This window comes from Granulibacter bethesdensis CGDNIH1 (genome assembly GCF_000014285.2).
GTDB classification, from domain to species: Bacteria; Pseudomonadota; Alphaproteobacteria; order Acetobacterales; family Acetobacteraceae; genus Granulibacter; species Granulibacter bethesdensis.
The window spans coordinates 1,848,927-1,866,924 of the sequence record NC_008343.2 but is presented as its reverse complement, the minus strand read 5'-3'; the positions used below and the strand labels follow the sequence as shown (position 1 = coordinate 1,866,924).

Sequence of the window (17,998 nt, the reverse complement as noted above, 5' to 3'; positions counted from 1 at the left end):
CCCCTTTTATACCTCAGGTTCAGCCGAACAGGCGGGCGAACACGGTATCAACATGTTTCAGATGCATCGATGGGTCCATGGCCGCGTCGATCTGCTCGGCGGTGATGCGACCTGCTACTTCAGGATCGGCCAGCAGGTTGTCGCGGAAGCCTCGCGCATCTGGCAGGCCGAGCTTGGTCCATGTCGCCATCGCATTGCGCTGGACAATACGATACGCATCTTCGCGCAGGATGCCGGCACGGGTGAGGGCCAATAGAACCTCCCCGCTGTGCACCACACCGCCGAGACTCTCCAGATTGCTGCTCATCTGATCGGGGTAGACGGTCAGCTTTGCCATCATGCCCGCGAGACGGGCCAGCGCGAAATCAAGCGTGACCGTCGCATCGGGGCCGATGGCGCGCTCCACGGATGAGTGGCTGATATCCCGCTCATGCCACAGCGCCACGTTTTCCAGCGCCGGAACCGCGGCGGCCCGCACCACGCGGGCGAGGCCGGTCAGGTTCTCGCTCAGCACCGGATTGCGCTTATGCGGCATCGCGGAGGAGCCTTTCTGGCCGGCATGGAAGAATTCCTCAGCCTCCCGCACCTCACTGCGCTGAAGGTGGCGGACCTCGATCGCCAGTCGCTCGATCCCGCTGGCGATCACTGCCAGCGTGCAGAAGAACGCGGCATGGCGGTCACGGGGGATGACCTGGGTGGAGACCGGTTCCACGCTCAATCCCAGCTTCTCGGCTACATAGGCCTCGATACGGGGGTCGAGATGCGCGTAGGTGCCGACCGCGCCGCTGATTGCGCAGGTGGCGATTTCCGCGCGGGCCTGCTCCAGCCGCTTCCGGTTGCGGGCGAATTCGGCATAATGCCCGGCGAGTTTCAGGCCGAAGCTGGTCGGCTCCGCATGAATGCCGTGGCTGCGACCGATAGTGGGGGTGTATTTGAACTCGATCGCCCGCGCTTTCAGCGCCGCCAGAACCTCGTCCAGATCAGCCAGCAGGATGTCGGCGGCCTGTGTCATCTGTACAGACAGGCAGGTGTCCAGAACGTCGCTGGAGGTCATGCCTTGATGTACGAAGCGGCTATCGGGACCGATCCCTTCGGCCAGCCAGGTGAGGAAGGCGATCACGTCATGCCGGGTTTCGGCCTCGATCGCGTCGATCCGGTCCAGATCGGCCTGGGTGATGGTGGCGACCTTGACGTTGCCGCGCTCGCGGATGGTGCGGGCAGCCTCTTCCGGGATCATACCGGTTTGTGCCATGGCCTCGGCGGCCAGTGCCTCGATCTCGAACCAGATGCGGTAACGGTTTTCCGGCGCCCAGATGGCGGCCATGATGGGGCGGGTATAGCGGGGAACCATGATCGGGATCTCGTCTTCCAAAGCGGGCGGAGAGGAAGGTAGAAACCCGCCTGCACCGTTTTGGCAACCCCTGTCGTGTGGGCGGGGGAACAGGCCGGGCCTTTAACCCGGTAGAGGATGGAAAAGATAATGGACTCTCTCTTTCCGGACGGACTGGTTTTCAGCCCTGCGGTGATCAAATTTTTTCAGGTCGTGTTCATTGATGTGGCCCTGGCGGGTGATAATGCGCTGCTGGTGGGGCTGGCTGTGGCAGGACTGCCGGCCGAGCAGCGGCGTAAAGCGGTGTTCTGGGGCATTGCCATTGCAACAGGTATCCGTGTCGCGGCGGGTTTGCTGGCGTTGCAGCTTCTGGAAATCATCGGCTTGACGCTTGCTGGTGGCTTGCTGCTGCTCTGGGTTTGCTGGCGCATGTATAGGGAATTGCGCCGTCAGGAACCGCATCTCGAACTATCCCCTCCGACCAAAACCATGCGACAGGCGATGACGCAGATTGTGCTCGCCGATCTTTCCATGAGCCTCGATAATGTTCTGGCCGTGGCTGGTGCGGCAGAGGGGCACCCTTATATCTTGATGGCGGGTTTGGTGCTGTCGGTGGTGCTGATGGGGGTAGTGGCCAATGCGCTGGCGAATCTGCTGTCCCGTTATCGCTGGATCGCGTGGGTCGGGCTGGCAGTGGTGCTGTATGTCGCGCTGAAAATGATCTGGGATGGTGTGCAGGAATTCAGCGATACCGAGGCCGGCGTACCAGGCTGGGTACCGATGTGGCTGCGTCACGGCATCGGCCGGTTGCATCAGCTGGTGGCAGGATGAGGTGGATTTCCCGACCGTGGGGCAGGCTTATGGCGGTGTGGTCGGGGGCTGTATCGGGAGTGTCTCTTGAGAGCGCGGAAAGGCTGATGGGTTTCCGCGCGGTTCTTCCTCCCGGTTGGAGGAGGCATGGTAAAGTACGGATTCCCGCGGGCAGCGTAGTGTGGCAATGCAGCCGACCGGCATGCCATGTTTGCGCCTGTGATGGGCCATATCATTGAGATCCGCCAGTGTGAAGCTGAAGCCGTGCAGGGAGGCTACGGCTGCGACCAGACTGAGTCCCAGCCCTGTTCCCTCCACATGGCGGCTGCGATCGGATCGATAGAAGCGCTGGGTAACCAGCTCGCGCTCGAAAGCCGAGATGCCGGGGCCTGTATCGCTGACGCTGATCAGCATGGCGCCATCATGTGCCAGATACGCTTCCACCATGATATCCCCCGGTGCGGGCGTAAACTTGATGGCATTACCGACCAGATTGGCCAGCGCCTCCATCAGCAGATCGGCATCGGCATAGATGGCCGGAACAGGCGGGGGCGGGGTGGTAATCCCAAGTGTCAGCCCGGCATCTTCTGCGATGCTGCCATACAGTGCTTCAAGGTCGGACAGCAGGTCCGGCAGGTTGACCGCACTGAAATGGGAGCGCCGCTGACCCGTCTCTATTTCCGCGATGCGCAGCAGGGCCGTAATAATACTCAGCGTGCGATCCGTCCCATTCAGGGCAAGATCAATGGCGGCATGGGCCGAATCAAGATCCTGTGCTGAGCGGGCCTGTTCCAGCCGCATCCGTACCCGTGTCAGCGGTGTGCGCAGATCATGCGCGATATTGTCGCCCGCGCTTTTCAGATCGCGGATCAGATCCTCGATACGGTCCAGCATACCGTTGATGCTGTTAGAGAGCCGGTCGAAATCTCCGTCTCCGCCCCGCAGGGACAGTCGTTCGCTGAGGTCGCCATTCATGATCCGGGCAATGGAGGTATGGAAATCGCGCACACGATCCAGTGTCTTTGCGCTGATCCATACCGCCACGATCAGCGCCAGGATAACGGCAGGCACGACCCCCATCAGCAGGGCACCCAGCACCACATGCCGCAATTCATCCAGTTGTTCGATATTGCGGGCCAGAATCAGAATCCGTCCGTCATGAATACGCAGAGCGACGGCACGCATTTTTTCGCGCACGCTATGTTCGCCAGCCAGACGCAGCAGTTTGATGCCATGCGCAACCCCATCTACCGGCAGATACGTAGGCAGATGCAGCAGATTGCCGACAATGCGCGTGCCATCGGCCTCGAAAACACCAACCAGTGTCACCCGGTGCAGATCATTCACGACATTCAGATCAACGGCGCGGAGCGTATCCTCCATACGATCCGCGACCAGTTCTCTGGCATCATGCGCCAGCGTTCTGTCTACACGTTCGGTTTCCAGAATGGATGTCTGTACATAAATGAATGAAAACAGACACAGAATGGCCAGCAGGAATGATCCTCCCAGTGCCATTGCCAGCCGGAAGGTGGTGGTGTGGAAGATTTCCCTGATCACGGCAGGGAGGGAGGCGGGACTGGATGTGTTCGGCGGCGCATGGCTGGATGACAAAAGAGCGTGTCCTGCCGGATGTCAGGCGGAGGGCAGGTGGCTGGTCTCGGCGGGAATGCGCAGCATGAAACCGGCACCGCGGACGGTATGGATCAGCCCGTCACCGCCAGCCTCGGCCAGCTTGCGACGCAGTTTGCCCATATGCACATCGACCAGATTGGTTTCCGGCAGGAAACGATAACGCCAGATGTCTTCCAGCAGCATCGCCCGGGTCACCACCTGATCAGGACGCCGCATCATGTATTCCAGCAGCTTCAGTTCCATGGCCAGCAGATCGACCGTTTTGTCCTCGCAGGAAAGCGTGCGGTTCAGCAGATCCAGCCGCAGCGGGCCAGCGCGCAGTTGCAGGCTGGCCTGACTGACCGGGCGCCGGACCAGCGCCTCGATTCGTGCTACGAGTTCTTCCAGCGAAAAAGGTTTGACGAGATAATCATCCCCGCCCGCACGTAGTCCTTCGATACGATCATCCACTGCCCCAAGCGCGCTCAGGACAAGGGCAGGTGTCTGAATATTCTGCTCCCGCAATCGTCCGATCAGACTTAACCCATCCAGTTCAGGCAGCATCCGATCAACAATCATAACATCGAAGCCGGATTTGGTTGCTGCCTCCAGCCCTTGCGTACCTGTGATCGCCAGCTGGGTATCGTAGTTACGGGCAAGCAGATTTGACTGAAGGGACGGACCGACTTCTTCATCGTCTTCTATGACCAGTACGCGTGTCATGTTATTTCCCATGGCTACCGTCCTTCGTCATTAAGAATAGTCTTGCCGAAGCGGCAATTAAAAGGCGCATTATATTTGAAGGCAATAAGCGTGGATATGGTCACAGCAGGCCCTGCTTGCGAAAACTGCTCCAGCCATGCCGCCCGATGATGACATGGTCATGCAGATCAAGCGAGAGAAGACGCCCGGCTTCCCGTAATTCTCTGGTCATACGGATATCCTCGGCGGATGGGGTGGGATCTCCGCTGGGATGGTTGTGGACCACGATCAGGGCGGTCGCATGCAGTTCCAGGGCACGTTTCACGACTTCCCGTGGATAGACAGGTGCGTGATTGACCGTGCCATGTGCGAGTATTTCATCCGCGATCAGCTGGTTGCGGTTGTCGAGAAACAGCACCCGGAACTGCTCGTTCTTTTCCCTCGCCAGAGAAGCGTTGAGATAGGCGATCAGCCTTTCCCAGTTGTTCAATACCGGCTGTGCCACGGCATCGGCGCGTAGCAAACGCAGCGATGCCGCCCGCACCAGAGCCAGCGCCGCGGCACCTGCTTCTCCCACTCCCTTGATGGTGGTCAGTTCTCTGGGGGATGCACTGATGACGGCTGCAAAACTGCCGAAATGGTTCAGCAGGTCTTTTGCCAGCGGCTTGGTATCGCGGCGGGGAAGCGCCAGAAACAGCAGCATCTCCAGCATTTCGTAATCCGCCAGCGCCTCCGGCCCATGCGTCAGCAGCCGTTGGCGCATCCTGGCACGATGCCCCTCGGTTCCTTTGCCGGGAGGAACGGATGTCACCAGGGCAGAGTTGGCAGCAACATCCTCGACAGAGCGCGCGGGGGAGAGGGTTTCGGAAACCGATGTTTCCTGGCGCAGGATATGTCTGCCCAGCGGGCCAGAAGCTTCTCCGACGCCTTTAGCCATTCCGCCGGTTTCCTATTTTCTTTCGCGTATCGTCAGACTGGATAGGGCCACGCATTGTATCCGGCAGGGGAGAGGGTGAAAATTTCAGCGCCTGTCTCTGTGATGCCAATCATATGTTCATATTGTGCGGACAGGCTGCGATCCCGTGTGACTGCGGTCCATTCATCGTCCAGAACCTTTACGTCCGGACGGCCCGCATTCACCATTGGCTCTATGGTGAAGAACATGCCCGGTTTCAGCACGCTACCGCTGCCGGGGCGACCGTAATGCAGCACATTGGGGGCGGCGTGAAAGGTACGGCCAATTCCATGACCGCAGAAATCCCGTACAACCGACATGCGCTTGCTTTCCACAAAGCTCTGGATCGCATGACCGATATCGCCCAGTGTTGCGCCGGGCTTTGCCGCTTCGATGCCACGCATCAGGCTTTGATAGGTCACATCCATCAGCACGCGGGCTTTGGTGGCCGGGGTGCCGGCCGCATACATGCGGCTGCTGTCGCCGTGCCAGCCATCCAGAATGACGGTGACATCAATATTGAGGATATCGCCATCCTCCAGCTTTCTCTCACCGGGAATGCCGTGACAGACGACGTGGTTGATGGAGACGCAGATCGATTTCGGGAAGCCGCGATAGTTCAACGGCGCGGGAATGGCGCCATGATCGACAATGAAATCATGGCACAGCTGGTTCAGTTTTTCGGTCGTGATGCCGGGGCGGACATGGGGAGTGATGAAATCCAGCGTCTCTGCCGCCAGCCGTCCGGCTGCGCGCATGCCGACGAAATCCTCCGGCCGATGCAGGATGATACGCTTTGAGTCGGACTCACCGTCCATTCAATCCACTCCCCGGCCTCAATGCGGATATTCCGCCACTCTGACCCACTATACCAGCGCGCGGCAATATGCCGCCTGAACCCGGGGCAATAGAAACACCCTGCCCTGACGTCAATGCAGTTTCACGGTCGGTTCCACGCGGGAGGACAGGCTGCGTGCCAGTGTATCCACCATGGTACGCCACCAGCCTGACACGGCCACCTCATGCATCTTGTAGAGCGAACGATACATCAGTCGGGCAAAATAGCCCTCAATAAACATATTCTTGCCGACCAGAGACCCCATCAAATTACCGACCGTGCTGTAGCGTCCCAGCGAAACCAGAGAACCGAAATCCCGGTAATGATAGGGTTTGAGCGCCTCTCCGGCCATGCGGCGTTTGATCTGCCCGACCATGTGACTGGCCTGCTGATGAGCCGCCTGGGCGCGCGGGGGGACCAGACGCCCGGTCTCATCCAGCGGGCAGGCGGCACAGTCGCCGAAGGCGAAGATGTTCGGATCACGGGTGGTCTGAAGCGTCTGTTCGACCACCAGCTGATTGGCGCGATTGGTTTCCAACCCGTCAATGTCGCGCAGAAAATCCGGGGCTTTGACTCCGGCTGACCACACGACCAGCTCGGCCGGCAGGAATGTACCGGAGGAAAGTTGCACCCCGTCTTCCCGTACTTCAGCCACGCGGCAGTTCGTCATGACCTCAACCCCCAGCTCTTTCAGCAATTCTTCGGTCGCGACCGACATACGCTCCGGCAGGGCAGGGAGAATGCGTGACGCCGCTTCTATCAGCATGATGCGCATGTCCCGTTGCGGGTCGATCCGGTCGAGGCCATAGGCCACCATCTGACGGGCGGTACGATGCAGCTCGGCGGCCAGTTCGCTGCCGGTGGCCCCCGCGCCGATAATCGCGACATGCAGCTGACCGGGGTGCCGCGGACCATCCTGAGATTGCGCGCGGATACAAGCATTCAACAGGCGACGGTTGAAGCGGACGGCCTCGGTCGGGGTATCCAGCGGCACAGCATACTGAGCCGCGCCCGGCGTGCCAAAATCATTGGTCACGCTGCCGAGGCAGATGACCAGCGTGTCATAAGGGATGGAGCGGGGAGCCGTGATCTGCCGCCCTTCCTCATCCCGCATTTCGCCCAGATGAACCAGCTGTGCCTGCCGGTCCAGCCCGATCATCTCCCCAAGTCGGAAGTCGAAATGGTTCCATTTTGCCTGCGCCAGATAGTTCACCTGATGTTCGCCGGGATCCATGCTGCCGGCGGCAATGATGTGCAGCAGAGGCTTCCAGACATGCGCCCGTGCGCGGTCGATCAGTGTCACATGGGCCTTGCCATGTTTCCCCAGCGTGTTGCCCAGAGCGGTGACGAGTTCAAGTCCACCGGCTCCACCGCCCACGACCACGATCCGATGCGCCTGATTCATGGAATTCTGTATCCTCACGATTTTTGATCGACAGAAATCGACAGGGGGCAGGCTGTGCAGGCCCTGTCAGCAAATGTGCACAAGCAATGGGGCGAAATGGAAAAACATTTCGCCCCTTCCGGGAAGCCGCCCTGGCGGGTAGCTGGAACAGATATAAGGCCGTCAGCCGAAAAAATCAGGAGGGCTTAACGGGCCGCCACCTGTGTGTGGCGTGCCTTGGATGGTTTGACGAGAGATGAGATTTTCTGGACCTGTGCCCGCCACAGCTTCTGTCCCTTCACCATAACGGGTGTCACCTGCACCTTGCCGCCATCCTGATGGGCGGCTCCGGTCGCAGCCCGCTGGGCGGCGGCACGGGTGCTGAAAGCACCGACCTGCACCACGGAGACGGAGCGGTGCAGTCTGCTGCGCGGCATGACGGGGGCCTCGGCCACCTCGACCTCCCGTGCGGCAGGAACGCGCGCCTGATGGCGGGCCACCCGCATCCGTGCGGAAACCGGCATGGCCGACGCATGGGCGGAGGAGATGAAGGACGGTGCCCGTGCCTGTGCCACAGCCATACCGTCAGACTGCACGCCTTCCTGCCTGAATCCGGCATTGAGCAGCGCTGCCATATGGCTGTCGCGCTCATATTTGTTGGAGGCGCCGAACACCACGCCGATCAGCCTGACGTCGCTCCGCAGGGCGGATGTGACCAGATTCAGCCCGGATGCATTGGTATAACCGGTCTTCAGCCCGTCCGCACCCGGGTAGATGGAGAGCATGCGATCATGGTTCGGGATCACATGGCGGTGAAACACGAAGCTGGGCGTGCTGAAGTAACGATATTCAGATGGGAAATCGAGAATCAGATGACGGGCCAGCACAGCCATATCATGGGCGGTGCTGATCTGGTCCGGGTCCGGCAGGCCGGATGCGTTGCGGAACACGGTGCGGGTCATGCCGAGCGCACGGGCGCGGATGGTCATCATCTGCGCGAACTGCTCCTCGCTACCGCCCAGCATCTCACCGACAGCGGCGGCGGCATCATTGGCGGATTTGGTCACCAGGCCGAGAATGGCTTCCTCGACCGTCAGCCTTGTGCCGGGGACCAGCCCGAGCTTGGAGGGCGACATGGAGGCGGCATGACCGGAGACCGGAACCAGATCATCAAGGGAGACCCGGCGATCCCGCAATGCCTCGAACAGCATATACAGCGTCATCATCTTGGTCAGGCTGGCGGGGTGACGCAGTTCATCGGGGCTGGAGGCGGAAAGAACAGCCCCGGTATTGGCATCGACGACGATGGAGCTGTAGCGCTCGGAACCGATCTGGGCGTAGGCCGTAGTGGAAAAACCGGTTGCTGCGGTGGTGAGGAACGCGGCTCCTGCAGACACATGCAGCCCGCCGATGATGGTGCTGCGCAGGACGATCTTGCCGAACAGGGCGGGGGTAAGCCGGGCGCGCCAGCTGCGGCGGAGAGGGGACACCATCATGACGGGTGTCTCCTCTGCTGCAATGGCCCGGCTTGCCTGCGCTCTGTCAGCTTTTATACGCCCCACGGTCCATCCCCCCATGCATTATTAAACCTAATAGGCGAGCACGGCTGCTGTCCAGCGTCGTTTGCCGGGAAAAGCAATATTTCCGGTATGTTAACAGATGATTTGCAGAGCGGTTCTTGGCCGTGGCGGATAACCCCCCGGTGTTGCGGAACTGTCATCATTGAGCCATCCGGCAAGGCTGGCGGCGATGAGGAAGCCTTGCCGTCATTGACTTTAACGGGAGGGAGGGCTACCTGACACCTCGTGTTGCAATGCAACATGACGGCTCATGTTTGATGACGGTCCGGGCATGGTAATTAATGACGCCTGCCCATGCCGGACAGACCAGGCCGTATAGTCTGAACGTCTCCTCCGCTCCCTCCCGGCGCGGGATGAACGGGAATGATACAGCATGATTCCAGGCCCTGACGATCTGATGGCCTTCCATCGCGACAATTTTGACGCCTTGCTTCAGTGCAGTCAGGTCTGGGCCAGCGGGTTTCAGGAACTGTCCCGTCAATGGCTTGCCAGTGCTCAGGATGGTCTGGAAACGGCCACCAATGCCATGCGCCGTATGGCGGAAACCCGCTCCGTGCAGGATATGATTGAGGTCCAGAACAGCTTTGCCCGCGATGTGATGGAAAAAGCCGTGGTGGATACCAGCCGGTTGGCTGATGCTTCCATGCGGGTGGCGGAGCAGGCGCTGGCCCCTCTGACCGAGCGTGTCTCTGCTGCCGTCGATCGGATGGGGTGAGCGATCCCGCTTCCGGTGTGCTTGTGCCTGCAGAATGCATCAGGTGCTTTTCCCTGCCTGCTCCCTCTTTCCCCCGCCAGCCCTGATCCGATATGGTAGGCTGGAACGCGCCGCGCCCAAGCGGCGCATGGTACGGCTTCATGACGGGAAGAATACCATGATCGATATCCATGGCAGCGATGAGCACGGGCAGGGTCATGCCGGGGATGGCACCAGCACCGGACTGATTGCGAAAACGCGCCCGGCAACACGCAAGCCGTCCTTGTATAAGGTCTTGATGCTGAACGACGATTACACGCCGATGGAGTTCGTCGTGCATGTGCTGGAGCGGTTTTTTCAGAAAACCCGCGAAGAAGCGACCCAGATCATGCTGCATGTGCATCGGCGCGGGGTAGGGGTCTGCGGTGTCTTCACCTATGAGGTCGCCGAGACCAAGGTAACGCAGGTGATGGATCTGGCCCGCCATAACCAGCATCCCCTGCAATGCACGATCGAGAAAGAATAGCACCGAGACAAAAGAGAGGCATTCCTTCTCACGCTCTCTCTGCGTTGCCTTGAAACGGCCTTATATTGCAGAACATCTGCCGGATTGTGACATAGTATTGTGCAGGTGCGAAGATGGGTGCATCCGCCGTTCGACATGTCTAAATGAGACATATCCGGCATTACCGCCGGGTCTGTCGAACCGACGTGCCGGAGATCACCCATCATGCACCTTTCCAGGAAGATGCTTCATCCGTTTGCCCGGCTTGCCGCTGTGGCTGTTGCAGTCAGTGGCTTTCTGCCCGTCAAACAGGCTCAGGCCGCCACGGACAACTATCGCCCGCGCTGCGCCGATTACAGCGCTGCGGTGGGGGAGGTGGTCAACAGTCGCCGGATCGAAGCGATGGTGGTGCGCAACCATATTTCCTCCCGCAAGATCGGCTGGTTCGAGACAATCGATGATGCTTTCCGCACTCTGGAAAGCAACGCCGCCGCGAAGGGACTGCCGACGGCAGAGCTGCCGGACAGCACCCCGCACAAGATCGAACGCGCCCGCACCGTCTATCGCGTCTGTCAGAAGGCACCCGGGATGATGTTCTCCGACGCTGTGACGAAAGCCTGGGTGGCGGTGCGCGAAGCCCAGAACCTGCCAGTGCGGCCGGAGCTTCACGCCGCCCGCTGACTTCCCAAAGGCAGGAGGCCCATAAGACAGCAGAGGGGCGGGCATGCGGCGAAGGCTCTTGTCGCCGCGCACGGCTTGGGAGACACGCTGGCAGTCTTCAAGCCGGAGTTCGCACCCATCATGACCGCTACCGCCCCTATTCGTCGTGCCCTGATTTCCGTCTCTGACAAGACCGGGTTAATCCCCTTTGCCAAGGCGCTTGCAGTTGGCGGGGTGGAGATTCTCTCCACCGGCGGTTCCGCCGCGGCGCTGCGGGAGGTGGGAGTGGCGGTCAAGGATGTCTCAGCGCATACCGGTTTCCCCGAGATTCTCGATGGGCGGGTGAAAACGCTGGTGCCGCAGATCCATGGCGGTATTCTCGGTCGTCGTGATCTGCCGGAGCATGTCGCGCAGATGAATGAGCACGACATTGCTCCGATTGATCTGGTCTGCGTCAATCTTTACCCGTTCGAAGCCACCGTTGCCTCCGGCGCGGATTTCGAAACCTGTGTCGAAAACATTGATATTGGCGGCCCCGCCCTGACCCGTGCGGCGGCTAAAAACCACGACCACGTCACCATCGTCACCGATCCGGCGCAGTATGATGCAGTACTGGAGCAGTTCACCGCGCATGGCGGCACGGATGCCACGCTGCGCCGTCGGCTGGCGGCGGCGGCTTTTTCCCGCACGGCGGCCTATGACAGCGCCATTGCAACCTGGTTTGCGACCCAGGGGACGGTTCAGGAGGAATTTCCGCGTCATTTCTCCATCGGCGGCAGCTTGAGGCAGGGTCTGCGCTATGGCGAGAATCCGCATCAGAGCGCCGCCTTCTATGCGCTGGGCGCGCGTCCCGGCGTTGCCACTGCGCGTCAGCTTCAGGGTAAGGAGCTGAGCTATAACAATATCAACGACACCGATGCCGCTTTTGAATGCGTGGCGGAGTTCGAGCAGCCGAGTGTCGTCATCGTCAAGCACGCCAATCCCTGTGGCGTCGCCTCGGCGGCCAGTCTGGCGGAAGCGTGGGATCTGGCGCTGCGTTGCGATCCGGTTTCGGCTTTCGGCGGGATCGTGGCCCTCAACCGCACGTTGGACGCAGAAGCGGCCGAGCGCATCACCAGCATTTTCAGCGAGGTGATCGTCGCCCCCGATGCGGATAAGGCCGCGCTGGAGATCGTGGCACGCAAGAAGGCGCTGCGTCTGCTGCTGACGGGTGGCATGCCGGACCCGGCTGAGCAGGGCATGGCGGTGCGGAGCGTGGCGGGCGGCCTGCTGGTGCAGACACGCGATAATGGCCGCATCCAGCGCCAGGATCTGCGCGTGGTGACGAAGCGGGTACCAACCGATGCGGAATGGCGCGATCTTCTGTTCGCCTTCCGCGTCTGCAAGCATGTGAAGTCAAACGCCATCATCTATGCGAAGGATCTGGCCACCACCGGCATTGGTGCCGGGCAGATGAGCCGCGTCGACAGCGCCCGCATTGCCGCCCAGAAAGGCGGCGCGCTGATCGCAGGCAGCGTGGTGGCGTCGGATGCGTTCTTTCCCTTCGCCGACGGTCTGGAGGCCGCCTCTGCCGCTGGTGCCACGGCCGTGATCCAGCCGGGTGGCTCGGTGCGGGATGATGAGGTGATCGCCGCGGCGGATGCGGCCGGTCTGGCCATGGTGTTCACCGGTATGCGCCATTTCCGGCACTAAATCCTGATCAGGGGGATGGACCTGCGCGCCGGTTCCGCTTATCAAGCGGCGGTGCGCAGGATTGCCTGTCCGGTTGATCCTCCGCGTTACGGCATGTTGGGGCGTAGCCAAGCGGTAAGGCAGCGGATTTTGATTCCGCCATGCGGAGGTTCGAATCCTCCCGCCCCAGCCAGCCTGTTCAGATAAAAACCAGCTGCGTGCCATTATCCTGCACGCCTTTCTGCGTTCAGGTGGCTGCCGGCAGTCTCTGATGGCTGGATAAAAATATTACCAGCAGTAGAAAAATAACAAATCAATATTCAATCACAAATAAAGAATTATTTAATAATAATTCTTGAAACTATATAAATAATATTGTGTTAGCGTGGCTGGGTTATCAATTACATTGCAAAATAAAGCTTTGTTGTCTTTGAAAAAGATAGTTGTCCTATTTTCTTGATTGAAAATCAGCGCAAATAAGGGGTTTCCTGTTTTGGTTGCAGAGTCTGCCTGCCTCCATGGAGGGGCATATCTTCCCGCTCCGTCCGTCCCGACGCAGGAAGGGGTTGAGGATATTCGTTTTGATTTCAACGACGGTGCCAGAGTCCATTTTCCAGAGCGGGAGGATGGTGTCTGGCGGGTGACACTGCGTGATAAGGCATCTGGCGTAATCCTGTACCACGGCGATCTGAAAAATGGTCGTCTGCAATCGGCGAAGCGATATTTTCTGCGCTATGAGATCAGGGTTTTTTTTGTATCCGATGATGGCAGTATCAGGGATGTTTTCCATCATCAGTTCGATCCGGCCGACAAGATCATCCTGATCCAGATCCCGGTTGGCACGCTGGGAGATGCGATTGGCTGGTTCTCCTATGTGCCGCGCTTTCAGGAGAAAACAGGCGCCAGAACGATTTGTGTCGTTGCTGATAAATTTATTGCCTTGTTCAAGGATCAGTATCCGAACATCGAATTCACCACGAAGGAAGTTCTGGCCAAGTCCGATCTGCAGGAACGAGCCTATGCAACCTACCGGATTGGTTTGTTCTTTACGGATACCGAAAATAACTGGCAGCCCAGCGACTTCCGGCATGTCGGCCTCCACAAGACGGCGGCCTATATACTGGGTGTCGATCCGGGTGAGGTCAGGCCTGCAATCGCTGTCCGTGATGACTCCAGACCCATCGAGGAGCGCTATGTCTGCATTGCCGCGCAGGCATCATCGCAGTGCAAATATTGGAACAATCCCGATGGATGGAGAGAGGTCATCAAATTCCTGAAAGATCAGGGATTGCGGGTGATCTGTATCGATCAGAAATCGGTACATGGCAAAAACTGGGTCTGGAACCATCTTCCACATGGCTGCGAGGATCAGACCGGTAATCGTCCTTTGGAAGAGCGTGTACGCTGGCTGACCCATGCCGAATTTTTTATTGGTACCAGCTCAGGACTTTCCTGGCTGGCCTGGGCAGTCGGGATTGATGTCGTGTTGATTTCGGGTTTTACCCACCCGACCAACGAATTTTATACGCCATACCGGGTCATCAACTGGAATGCCTGTAATTCCTGCTGGAATGATCCCAGAATCATGTTTGATCACAATAATATTTTCTGGTGTCCGCGCCATGAAAACACGGACAGGCAGTTTGAATGCTCACGTTTGATTACGCCTGAAGCGGTTATTTCAACCATCAAGACAATTCCTTCAATGGCAGCACTCAACAGCGATGGAGCCAGACCTCAATGAGCCTTACATATCTCAGTGGCGGCAATTGGTCCGCCGTCAATAGCAACGGCACGACTTATTATCAAAGCGGCGCGACTTCGGTGACCGGACCGGTGGTGCTGGGCCACATCAACACGCTGACTATCTCCAGCGGCGCGGTTGTTTCCAGTGCCATTCTGGATGGAGGCGTTCCCACCGTGTCTGTTCTCAGCGGTGGCATCATGACGGAGTCTGTCGAGGTAAACGGCTATCTGATCGTTGCCAATGGCGGGGTTGTATCGGGGAATACCTATAATTCGAATGTGGTGACGATTGCCGCTGGCGGCAGTTCCATCAATGATACCTTTGTCAATGATGGCCCCGCTGCGGATGGCGCTGCGACCGTTTCGGTGACGTCAGGCGGGACGTTGAATGGGGCGACTTTCAACAGTGGAACAGTGAATGGCTTGCGTGTCGTCGTCGGCTCCGGTGCGAATGTGTCCGGGCTGACAGTGGGGGCGGGCGCGACTGCCGTTGTATCCTCCGGCGCACATGTATCTGCGCTGACGGCGACCTCTGGCTCTGTCGTTTCCATGGCGGCCACATATGGCAGTGGAACCCCGAATACCGAGCCCCCGCTTTCAGGTTTCACCTTTCTGAGCGGCGGCAACTGGTCTGCGGTCAATATCAGCGGCGTGACCTATTACCAGAGCGGTACGCAATCCGTCACCGGCCCTGTGTTGATGTCCCGCATCAACACGCTGACCATTTCCAGCGGCGCGGTCGTGTCCGGGGCGACGATTGCCGGCGGTGTTCCGACGGTCTCCGTGCTCAATGGCGGTACGATGACGGATTCTTTGGAAGTGAACGGCTATCTGGTCGTTGCCAATGGCGGGGTGGTGTCGGGAAATACCTATAATTCGAATGTGGTCAGGATTTCCGCCGGGGGCAGTTCCATCAACGACACCTATATCAATAGCGGCCCCGATGCGGATAGTGCCGCCAATGTGACAGTCATGTCCGGTGCTACGGTCACGTCCCCTTATCTGGGTAATGCCTCGGCGGGTGCTTTCACCATGACGGTCTCTGCCGGTGCCACCGTTACAGAGCCGACGACCGTGGCGGGTGGCGGCAGGCTGGTGACCTATGCCGGTATCGATGGATCGGCGCCCTGCTTCCTGCCTGACAGCATGATCACGCTGGCGCGGGGAGATGTTCCTGTACAGGACATTGAGGTTGGGGATGAGATCGTCACCTATCATGGTGGAACAGTCTCTGTCCGCAAGGTGACATGGGTTGGGAAATCACAGATGCGGGTCCAGCCTTCCGTTCCTGATGATCTTGCCGGCTATCCGGTGCGCGTGCTGAAAGATGCTATTGCTCCAGATGTCCCGTGCAAGGATATGCTGATCACGGGTGAACATTGCCTGTTCCTCGACGGAGCCTTCGTTCCGGTGAGAATGCTCGTGAATGGGCGTTCTATCCTCTATGATAAAACCTTCATGGTTTATGATTGCTATCATATCGAAACCGAGACCCATTCGGTGATCAAAGCGGATGGTGTTCTGACGGAAAGCTATCTCGATACCGGTAACCGTTATGCCTTCCAGAGCAAAGGCCGCGTTGTGGCGATCAATGGTCGGCGCAATCTGGATTGGAACGCTGCCGCGGCGCCTCTCTGTGTATCGCGGGATTTTGTCGAGCCGCTGTTCCGTCAGATCGAGGCCCGCGCGGAACAGGCCGGTCTTCCTGACCGCACGGTCACAGCCCGTTTGACGGATGATGCGGCGCTGCATCTGGTGACCGATGGTGGGCAGATCCTCCGTCCTGTCCGCAAGACCGAGGATCGTGTCATGTTCATGGTGTCGGGAGATGTCAGGGATGTGCGCATCGCCTCCCGCAGCAGCCGTCCCTGCGATATGATCGGCCCGTTCGTCGATGATCGTCGGCAACTCGGGGTGCTGGTTGGCGAGGTTCTTCTGTTCGAGGCCGCGTCCACTCGTCATATCGAGTGTCATCTAAGACAAAGCGACCTGCCGGGGTGGGGTGCGATGGAGGCCGTGCCTTGCCGCTGGACCAACGGCAATGCCGTTCTGCCACTTGGGGAGCGTGCCCCTGACAGTATCGCGCTGCTGGCGATTCAGATCAGGGCTGGAGGGCCTTATCCGGTTGATAAGACGGTCGGCATGGATATGGCGGTAACAGCCTGATCTGAGGCTTCTCCCCCCATATCGTGTCAGTGCACCTGCGCGATATGGGGGGCATCGTTCAGCTTGAGGAAAGGACGGGAAAGGAGCAAAATTTGGGATTTACAGATGTTGACCAGTCCTTCCCGCCGTAACGCTGTCAAGGTGCGGCAGAGATGGTTTCAATCGTCAGGCCCGGATAATCGGCGATGTCGCTACGGCTCATGGGCAGGATGATGGCATTGCCTGGCCCTTCATCCAGCCGGTCGCGCATGTCATCCGGAAAACCAGGCAATCTTTCACACGCTGTCTGGAGGCCCGGCATAACCCGCTGTCGCCTGCCATCCTCCATCAGCCACATTGCACGGGCGCAGCCACGGATGATGTGGATCAATGCCTGGTTTAATGGGGGGCAGCTTCAGGCGCATCTGGAAAGCCGTGGAAACAATCTCCCGCTTGTTATGATGACGGCAGCACATGGACAGGTGCGCTCTGCCGTGCAGGCGATGCAAAGGGGCGATCAGATTGTCTGGAAAAGCTGAGCACACCCAACCATCCAAACTGGTGCCGGGTGAGGGATTTGAACCCCCGACCTTCGGTTTACAAAACCGCTGCACTACCACTGTGCTAACCCGGCCCGCTGGTGAGTGGGAGGGGTTTTAGACATAACTGGCGGTGTTCTGCAATCCGCTTTCCGCACAGTCTTTTCCGGTCGGACTGTTTCCCGGCCGACCGGACGCATAAGAGCTAGCGATTAAAGCCTAGAAAGCCTGTTTCATTGGCGCTGGCCTGTTTCGGCTGTGTGGCGGAGATTGCGGCGCTATCCTCATGATGGGATTTGCTGCCCTTGCTCCTGGTCCCCTTGCCGGCTGTAGCAACCGGTTTAGGGGCTGGACCGCTGATGACGGCGGCGCTGTCCGGGGGCGGACGCATGGAGAGCAGCAGGAAGGAAATCTCGTTCCTCCCCAGATCCACCGACAGCTCCAGAGGGGTCATGCCCAGCACATTGCGTGCCTCCAGCTGCGCGCCGCGTGACAGGGCGTCGCGGGCGGCAGGGACATCGCCGCGGTTGATGGCATCGAACAGGGCGTCATTCGGCTGCATATCGGCCAGCGATTTGTCGGGCGGCGGCACCGGCGTATGGCTGGCAGGTTTGGAGCCGGGCAGAGAGGGGGGAGGAGCCTGCTGCACCTTGGGTTCTGAGGCGTGCGGGTTGTTGTGCATACCCATGCCCTGCGCCTGCGCAGTATGCTCCGGAACAATGCAGAGGGTGGTCACCAGAACCGCCAGAATACCGCCACAGCGTGTGCGAAACGACAAAGAAGAAGTCAGGCGATACGCCATCAGAATGAATACTCCCTTCCGCC

At 59.3% G+C, this 17,998-nt stretch carries 17 protein-coding genes and 2 tRNA genes; 9 read left to right on the top strand and 10 right to left on the bottom strand.

The window, feature by feature from the left end; genetic code table 11:
* Positions 1 to 19: 19 nt before the first annotated feature.
* Positions 20 to 1,351: an adenylosuccinate lyase gene (gene purB / locus GBCGDNIH1_RS20795; protein ID WP_025287060.1), complete on the bottom strand. Its 1,332-nt coding sequence runs from the start codon at positions 1,349 to 1,351 to the stop codon at positions 20 to 22.
* Between the two features lie 129 nt (positions 1,352 to 1,480).
* Here purB and GBCGDNIH1_RS20790 point away from each other — a divergent pair, with 129 nt between their 5' ends.
* Complete coding sequence (locus GBCGDNIH1_RS20790; protein WP_025318730.1) at positions 1,481 to 2,161, top strand: YjbE family putative metal transport protein; 681 nt, start codon at positions 1,481 to 1,483, stop codon at positions 2,159 to 2,161.
* Between the two features lie 27 nt (positions 2,162 to 2,188).
* Here the strand turns inward: GBCGDNIH1_RS20790 and GBCGDNIH1_RS20785 are convergent, their stop codons facing one another.
* The 6 genes from GBCGDNIH1_RS20785 to GBCGDNIH1_RS20760 form a co-directional block, all read right to left on the bottom strand.
* On the bottom strand, positions 2,189 to 3,754 hold the full coding sequence (locus tag GBCGDNIH1_RS20785) for a sensor histidine kinase (protein ID WP_011632358.1): 1,566 nt from the start codon (positions 3,752 to 3,754) through the stop codon (positions 2,189 to 2,191).
* A 21-nt stretch (positions 3,755 to 3,775) separates the two neighbouring features.
* Entirely contained in the window at positions 3,776 to 4,477 is a 702-nt protein-coding gene (locus GBCGDNIH1_RS20780) for a response regulator transcription factor (RefSeq protein WP_238595331.1), read from the bottom strand.
* A 100-nt stretch (positions 4,478 to 4,577) separates the two neighbouring features.
* Positions 4,578 to 5,393, bottom strand: coding sequence for a RadC family protein (gene radC, locus GBCGDNIH1_RS20775; protein ID WP_011632356.1), 816 nt, complete (start codon positions 5,391 to 5,393; stop codon positions 4,578 to 4,580).
* Between the two features lie 32 nt (positions 5,394 to 5,425).
* Positions 5,426 to 6,229, bottom strand: a complete 804-nt coding sequence (gene map / locus GBCGDNIH1_RS20770; RefSeq protein ID WP_011632355.1) for a type I methionyl aminopeptidase — start codon at positions 6,227 to 6,229, stop codon at positions 5,426 to 5,428.
* Between the two features lie 111 nt (positions 6,230 to 6,340).
* The gene (locus tag GBCGDNIH1_RS20765) at positions 6,341 to 7,654 is read right to left on the bottom strand and encodes an NAD(P)/FAD-dependent oxidoreductase (RefSeq protein WP_011632354.1); all 1,314 of its coding nucleotides are present in this window, start codon (positions 7,652 to 7,654) and stop codon (positions 6,341 to 6,343) included.
* 185 nt (positions 7,655 to 7,839) lie between these two features.
* On the bottom strand, positions 7,840 to 9,129 hold the full coding sequence (locus GBCGDNIH1_RS20760) for a D-alanyl-D-alanine carboxypeptidase family protein (RefSeq protein WP_072563966.1): 1,290 nt from the start codon (positions 9,127 to 9,129) through the stop codon (positions 7,840 to 7,842).
* A 457-nt stretch (positions 9,130 to 9,586) separates the two neighbouring features.
* Between GBCGDNIH1_RS20760 and GBCGDNIH1_RS20755 the strand changes: the two genes are divergently transcribed.
* From GBCGDNIH1_RS20755 to GBCGDNIH1_RS20725, 7 genes are all read left to right on the top strand, one after another.
* Complete coding sequence (locus GBCGDNIH1_RS20755) at positions 9,587 to 9,928, top strand: phasin family protein (RefSeq protein ID WP_025287052.1); 342 nt, start codon at positions 9,587 to 9,589, stop codon at positions 9,926 to 9,928.
* Positions 9,929 to 10,085: 157 nt separating this feature from the next.
* Positions 10,086 to 10,433, top strand: a complete 348-nt coding sequence (clpS, locus tag GBCGDNIH1_RS20750) for an ATP-dependent Clp protease adapter ClpS (RefSeq protein ID WP_038512569.1) — start codon at positions 10,086 to 10,088, stop codon at positions 10,431 to 10,433.
* A 222-nt stretch (positions 10,434 to 10,655) separates the two neighbouring features.
* Positions 10,656 to 11,093, top strand: coding sequence for a hypothetical protein (locus GBCGDNIH1_RS20745; RefSeq protein WP_043452948.1), 438 nt, complete (start codon positions 10,656 to 10,658; stop codon positions 11,091 to 11,093).
* Positions 11,094 to 11,213: 120 nt separating this feature from the next.
* Entirely contained in the window at positions 11,214 to 12,764 is a 1,551-nt protein-coding gene (purH, locus tag GBCGDNIH1_RS20740) for a bifunctional phosphoribosylaminoimidazolecarboxamide formyltransferase/IMP cyclohydrolase (protein WP_043454166.1), read from the top strand.
* A 97-nt stretch (positions 12,765 to 12,861) separates the two neighbouring features.
* A tRNA-Gln gene (locus GBCGDNIH1_RS20735) sits at positions 12,862 to 12,936 on the top strand.
* 300 nt (positions 12,937 to 13,236) lie between these two features.
* Positions 13,237 to 14,487: an autotransporter strand-loop-strand O-heptosyltransferase gene (locus GBCGDNIH1_RS20730; protein WP_232449637.1), complete on the top strand. Its 1,251-nt coding sequence runs from the start codon at positions 13,237 to 13,239 to the stop codon at positions 14,485 to 14,487.
* Positions 14,484 to 16,655, top strand: coding sequence for a Hint domain-containing protein (locus tag GBCGDNIH1_RS20725; RefSeq protein ID WP_011632347.1), 2,172 nt, complete (start codon positions 14,484 to 14,486; stop codon positions 16,653 to 16,655). Before GBCGDNIH1_RS20730 ends, GBCGDNIH1_RS20725 begins: the two co-directional genes overlap by 4 nt.
* 136 nt (positions 16,656 to 16,791) lie before the next feature.
* Here GBCGDNIH1_RS20725 and GBCGDNIH1_RS24865 read toward each other — a convergent pair whose 3' ends face one another.
* Positions 16,792 to 16,926, bottom strand: coding sequence for a Crp/Fnr family transcriptional regulator (locus GBCGDNIH1_RS24865; protein WP_011632346.1), 135 nt, complete (start codon positions 16,924 to 16,926; stop codon positions 16,792 to 16,794).
* A gap of 85 nt (positions 16,927 to 17,011) precedes the next feature.
* Here GBCGDNIH1_RS24865 and GBCGDNIH1_RS24860 point away from each other — a divergent pair, with 85 nt between their 5' ends.
* On the top strand, positions 17,012 to 17,173 hold the full coding sequence (locus GBCGDNIH1_RS24860; protein ID WP_157692018.1) for a hypothetical protein: 162 nt from the start codon (positions 17,012 to 17,014) through the stop codon (positions 17,171 to 17,173).
* A 20-nt stretch (positions 17,174 to 17,193) separates the two neighbouring features.
* Here the strand turns inward: GBCGDNIH1_RS24860 and GBCGDNIH1_RS20715 are convergent.
* Both GBCGDNIH1_RS20715 and GBCGDNIH1_RS20710 read right to left on the bottom strand, forming a co-directional pair.
* A tRNA-Thr gene (locus tag GBCGDNIH1_RS20715) sits at positions 17,194 to 17,268 on the bottom strand.
* Between the two features lie 110 nt (positions 17,269 to 17,378).
* Entirely contained in the window at positions 17,379 to 17,975 is a 597-nt protein-coding gene (locus GBCGDNIH1_RS20710; RefSeq protein ID WP_157692017.1) for a hypothetical protein, read from the bottom strand.
* Between the last annotated feature and the right edge of the window lie 23 nt (positions 17,976 to 17,998).

Bases quoted from the DNA above. Each gene is read 5' to 3' on its own strand.
- purB (WP_025287060.1), bottom strand. From the start codon at position 1,351: ATGGTTCCCCGCTATACCCGCCCCATCATGGCCGCCATCTGGGCGCCG.
- GBCGDNIH1_RS20790 (WP_025318730.1), top strand. From the start codon at position 1,481: ATGGACTCTCTCTTTCCGGACGGACTGGTTTTCAGCCCTGCGGTGATC.
- GBCGDNIH1_RS20780 (WP_238595331.1), bottom strand. From the start codon at position 4,477: ATGACACGCGTACTGGTCATAGAAGACGATGAAGAAGTCGGTCCGTCC.
- radC (WP_011632356.1), bottom strand. From the start codon at position 5,393: ATGGCTAAAGGCGTCGGAGAAGCTTCTGGCCCGCTGGGCAGACATATC.
- map (WP_011632355.1), bottom strand. From the start codon at position 6,229: ATGGACGGTGAGTCCGACTCAAAGCGTATCATCCTGCATCGGCCGGAG.
- GBCGDNIH1_RS20765 (WP_011632354.1), bottom strand. From the start codon at position 7,654: ATGAATCAGGCGCATCGGATCGTGGTCGTGGGCGGTGGAGCCGGTGGA.
- GBCGDNIH1_RS20760 (WP_072563966.1), bottom strand. From the start codon at position 9,129: ATGATGGTGTCCCCTCTCCGCCGCAGCTGGCGCGCCCGGCTTACCCCC.
- GBCGDNIH1_RS20755 (WP_025287052.1), top strand. From the start codon at position 9,587: ATGATTCCAGGCCCTGACGATCTGATGGCCTTCCATCGCGACAATTTT.
- clpS (WP_038512569.1), top strand. From the start codon at position 10,086: ATGATCGATATCCATGGCAGCGATGAGCACGGGCAGGGTCATGCCGGG.
- GBCGDNIH1_RS20745 (WP_043452948.1), top strand. From the start codon at position 10,656: ATGCTTCATCCGTTTGCCCGGCTTGCCGCTGTGGCTGTTGCAGTCAGT.
- purH (WP_043454166.1), top strand. From the start codon at position 11,214: ATGACCGCTACCGCCCCTATTCGTCGTGCCCTGATTTCCGTCTCTGAC.
- GBCGDNIH1_RS20725 (WP_011632347.1), top strand. From the start codon at position 14,484: ATGAGCCTTACATATCTCAGTGGCGGCAATTGGTCCGCCGTCAATAGC.
- GBCGDNIH1_RS24860 (WP_157692018.1), top strand. From the start codon at position 17,012: ATGATGTGGATCAATGCCTGGTTTAATGGGGGGCAGCTTCAGGCGCAT.
- GBCGDNIH1_RS20710 (WP_157692017.1), bottom strand. From the start codon at position 17,975: ATGGCGTATCGCCTGACTTCTTCTTTGTCGTTTCGCACACGCTGTGGC.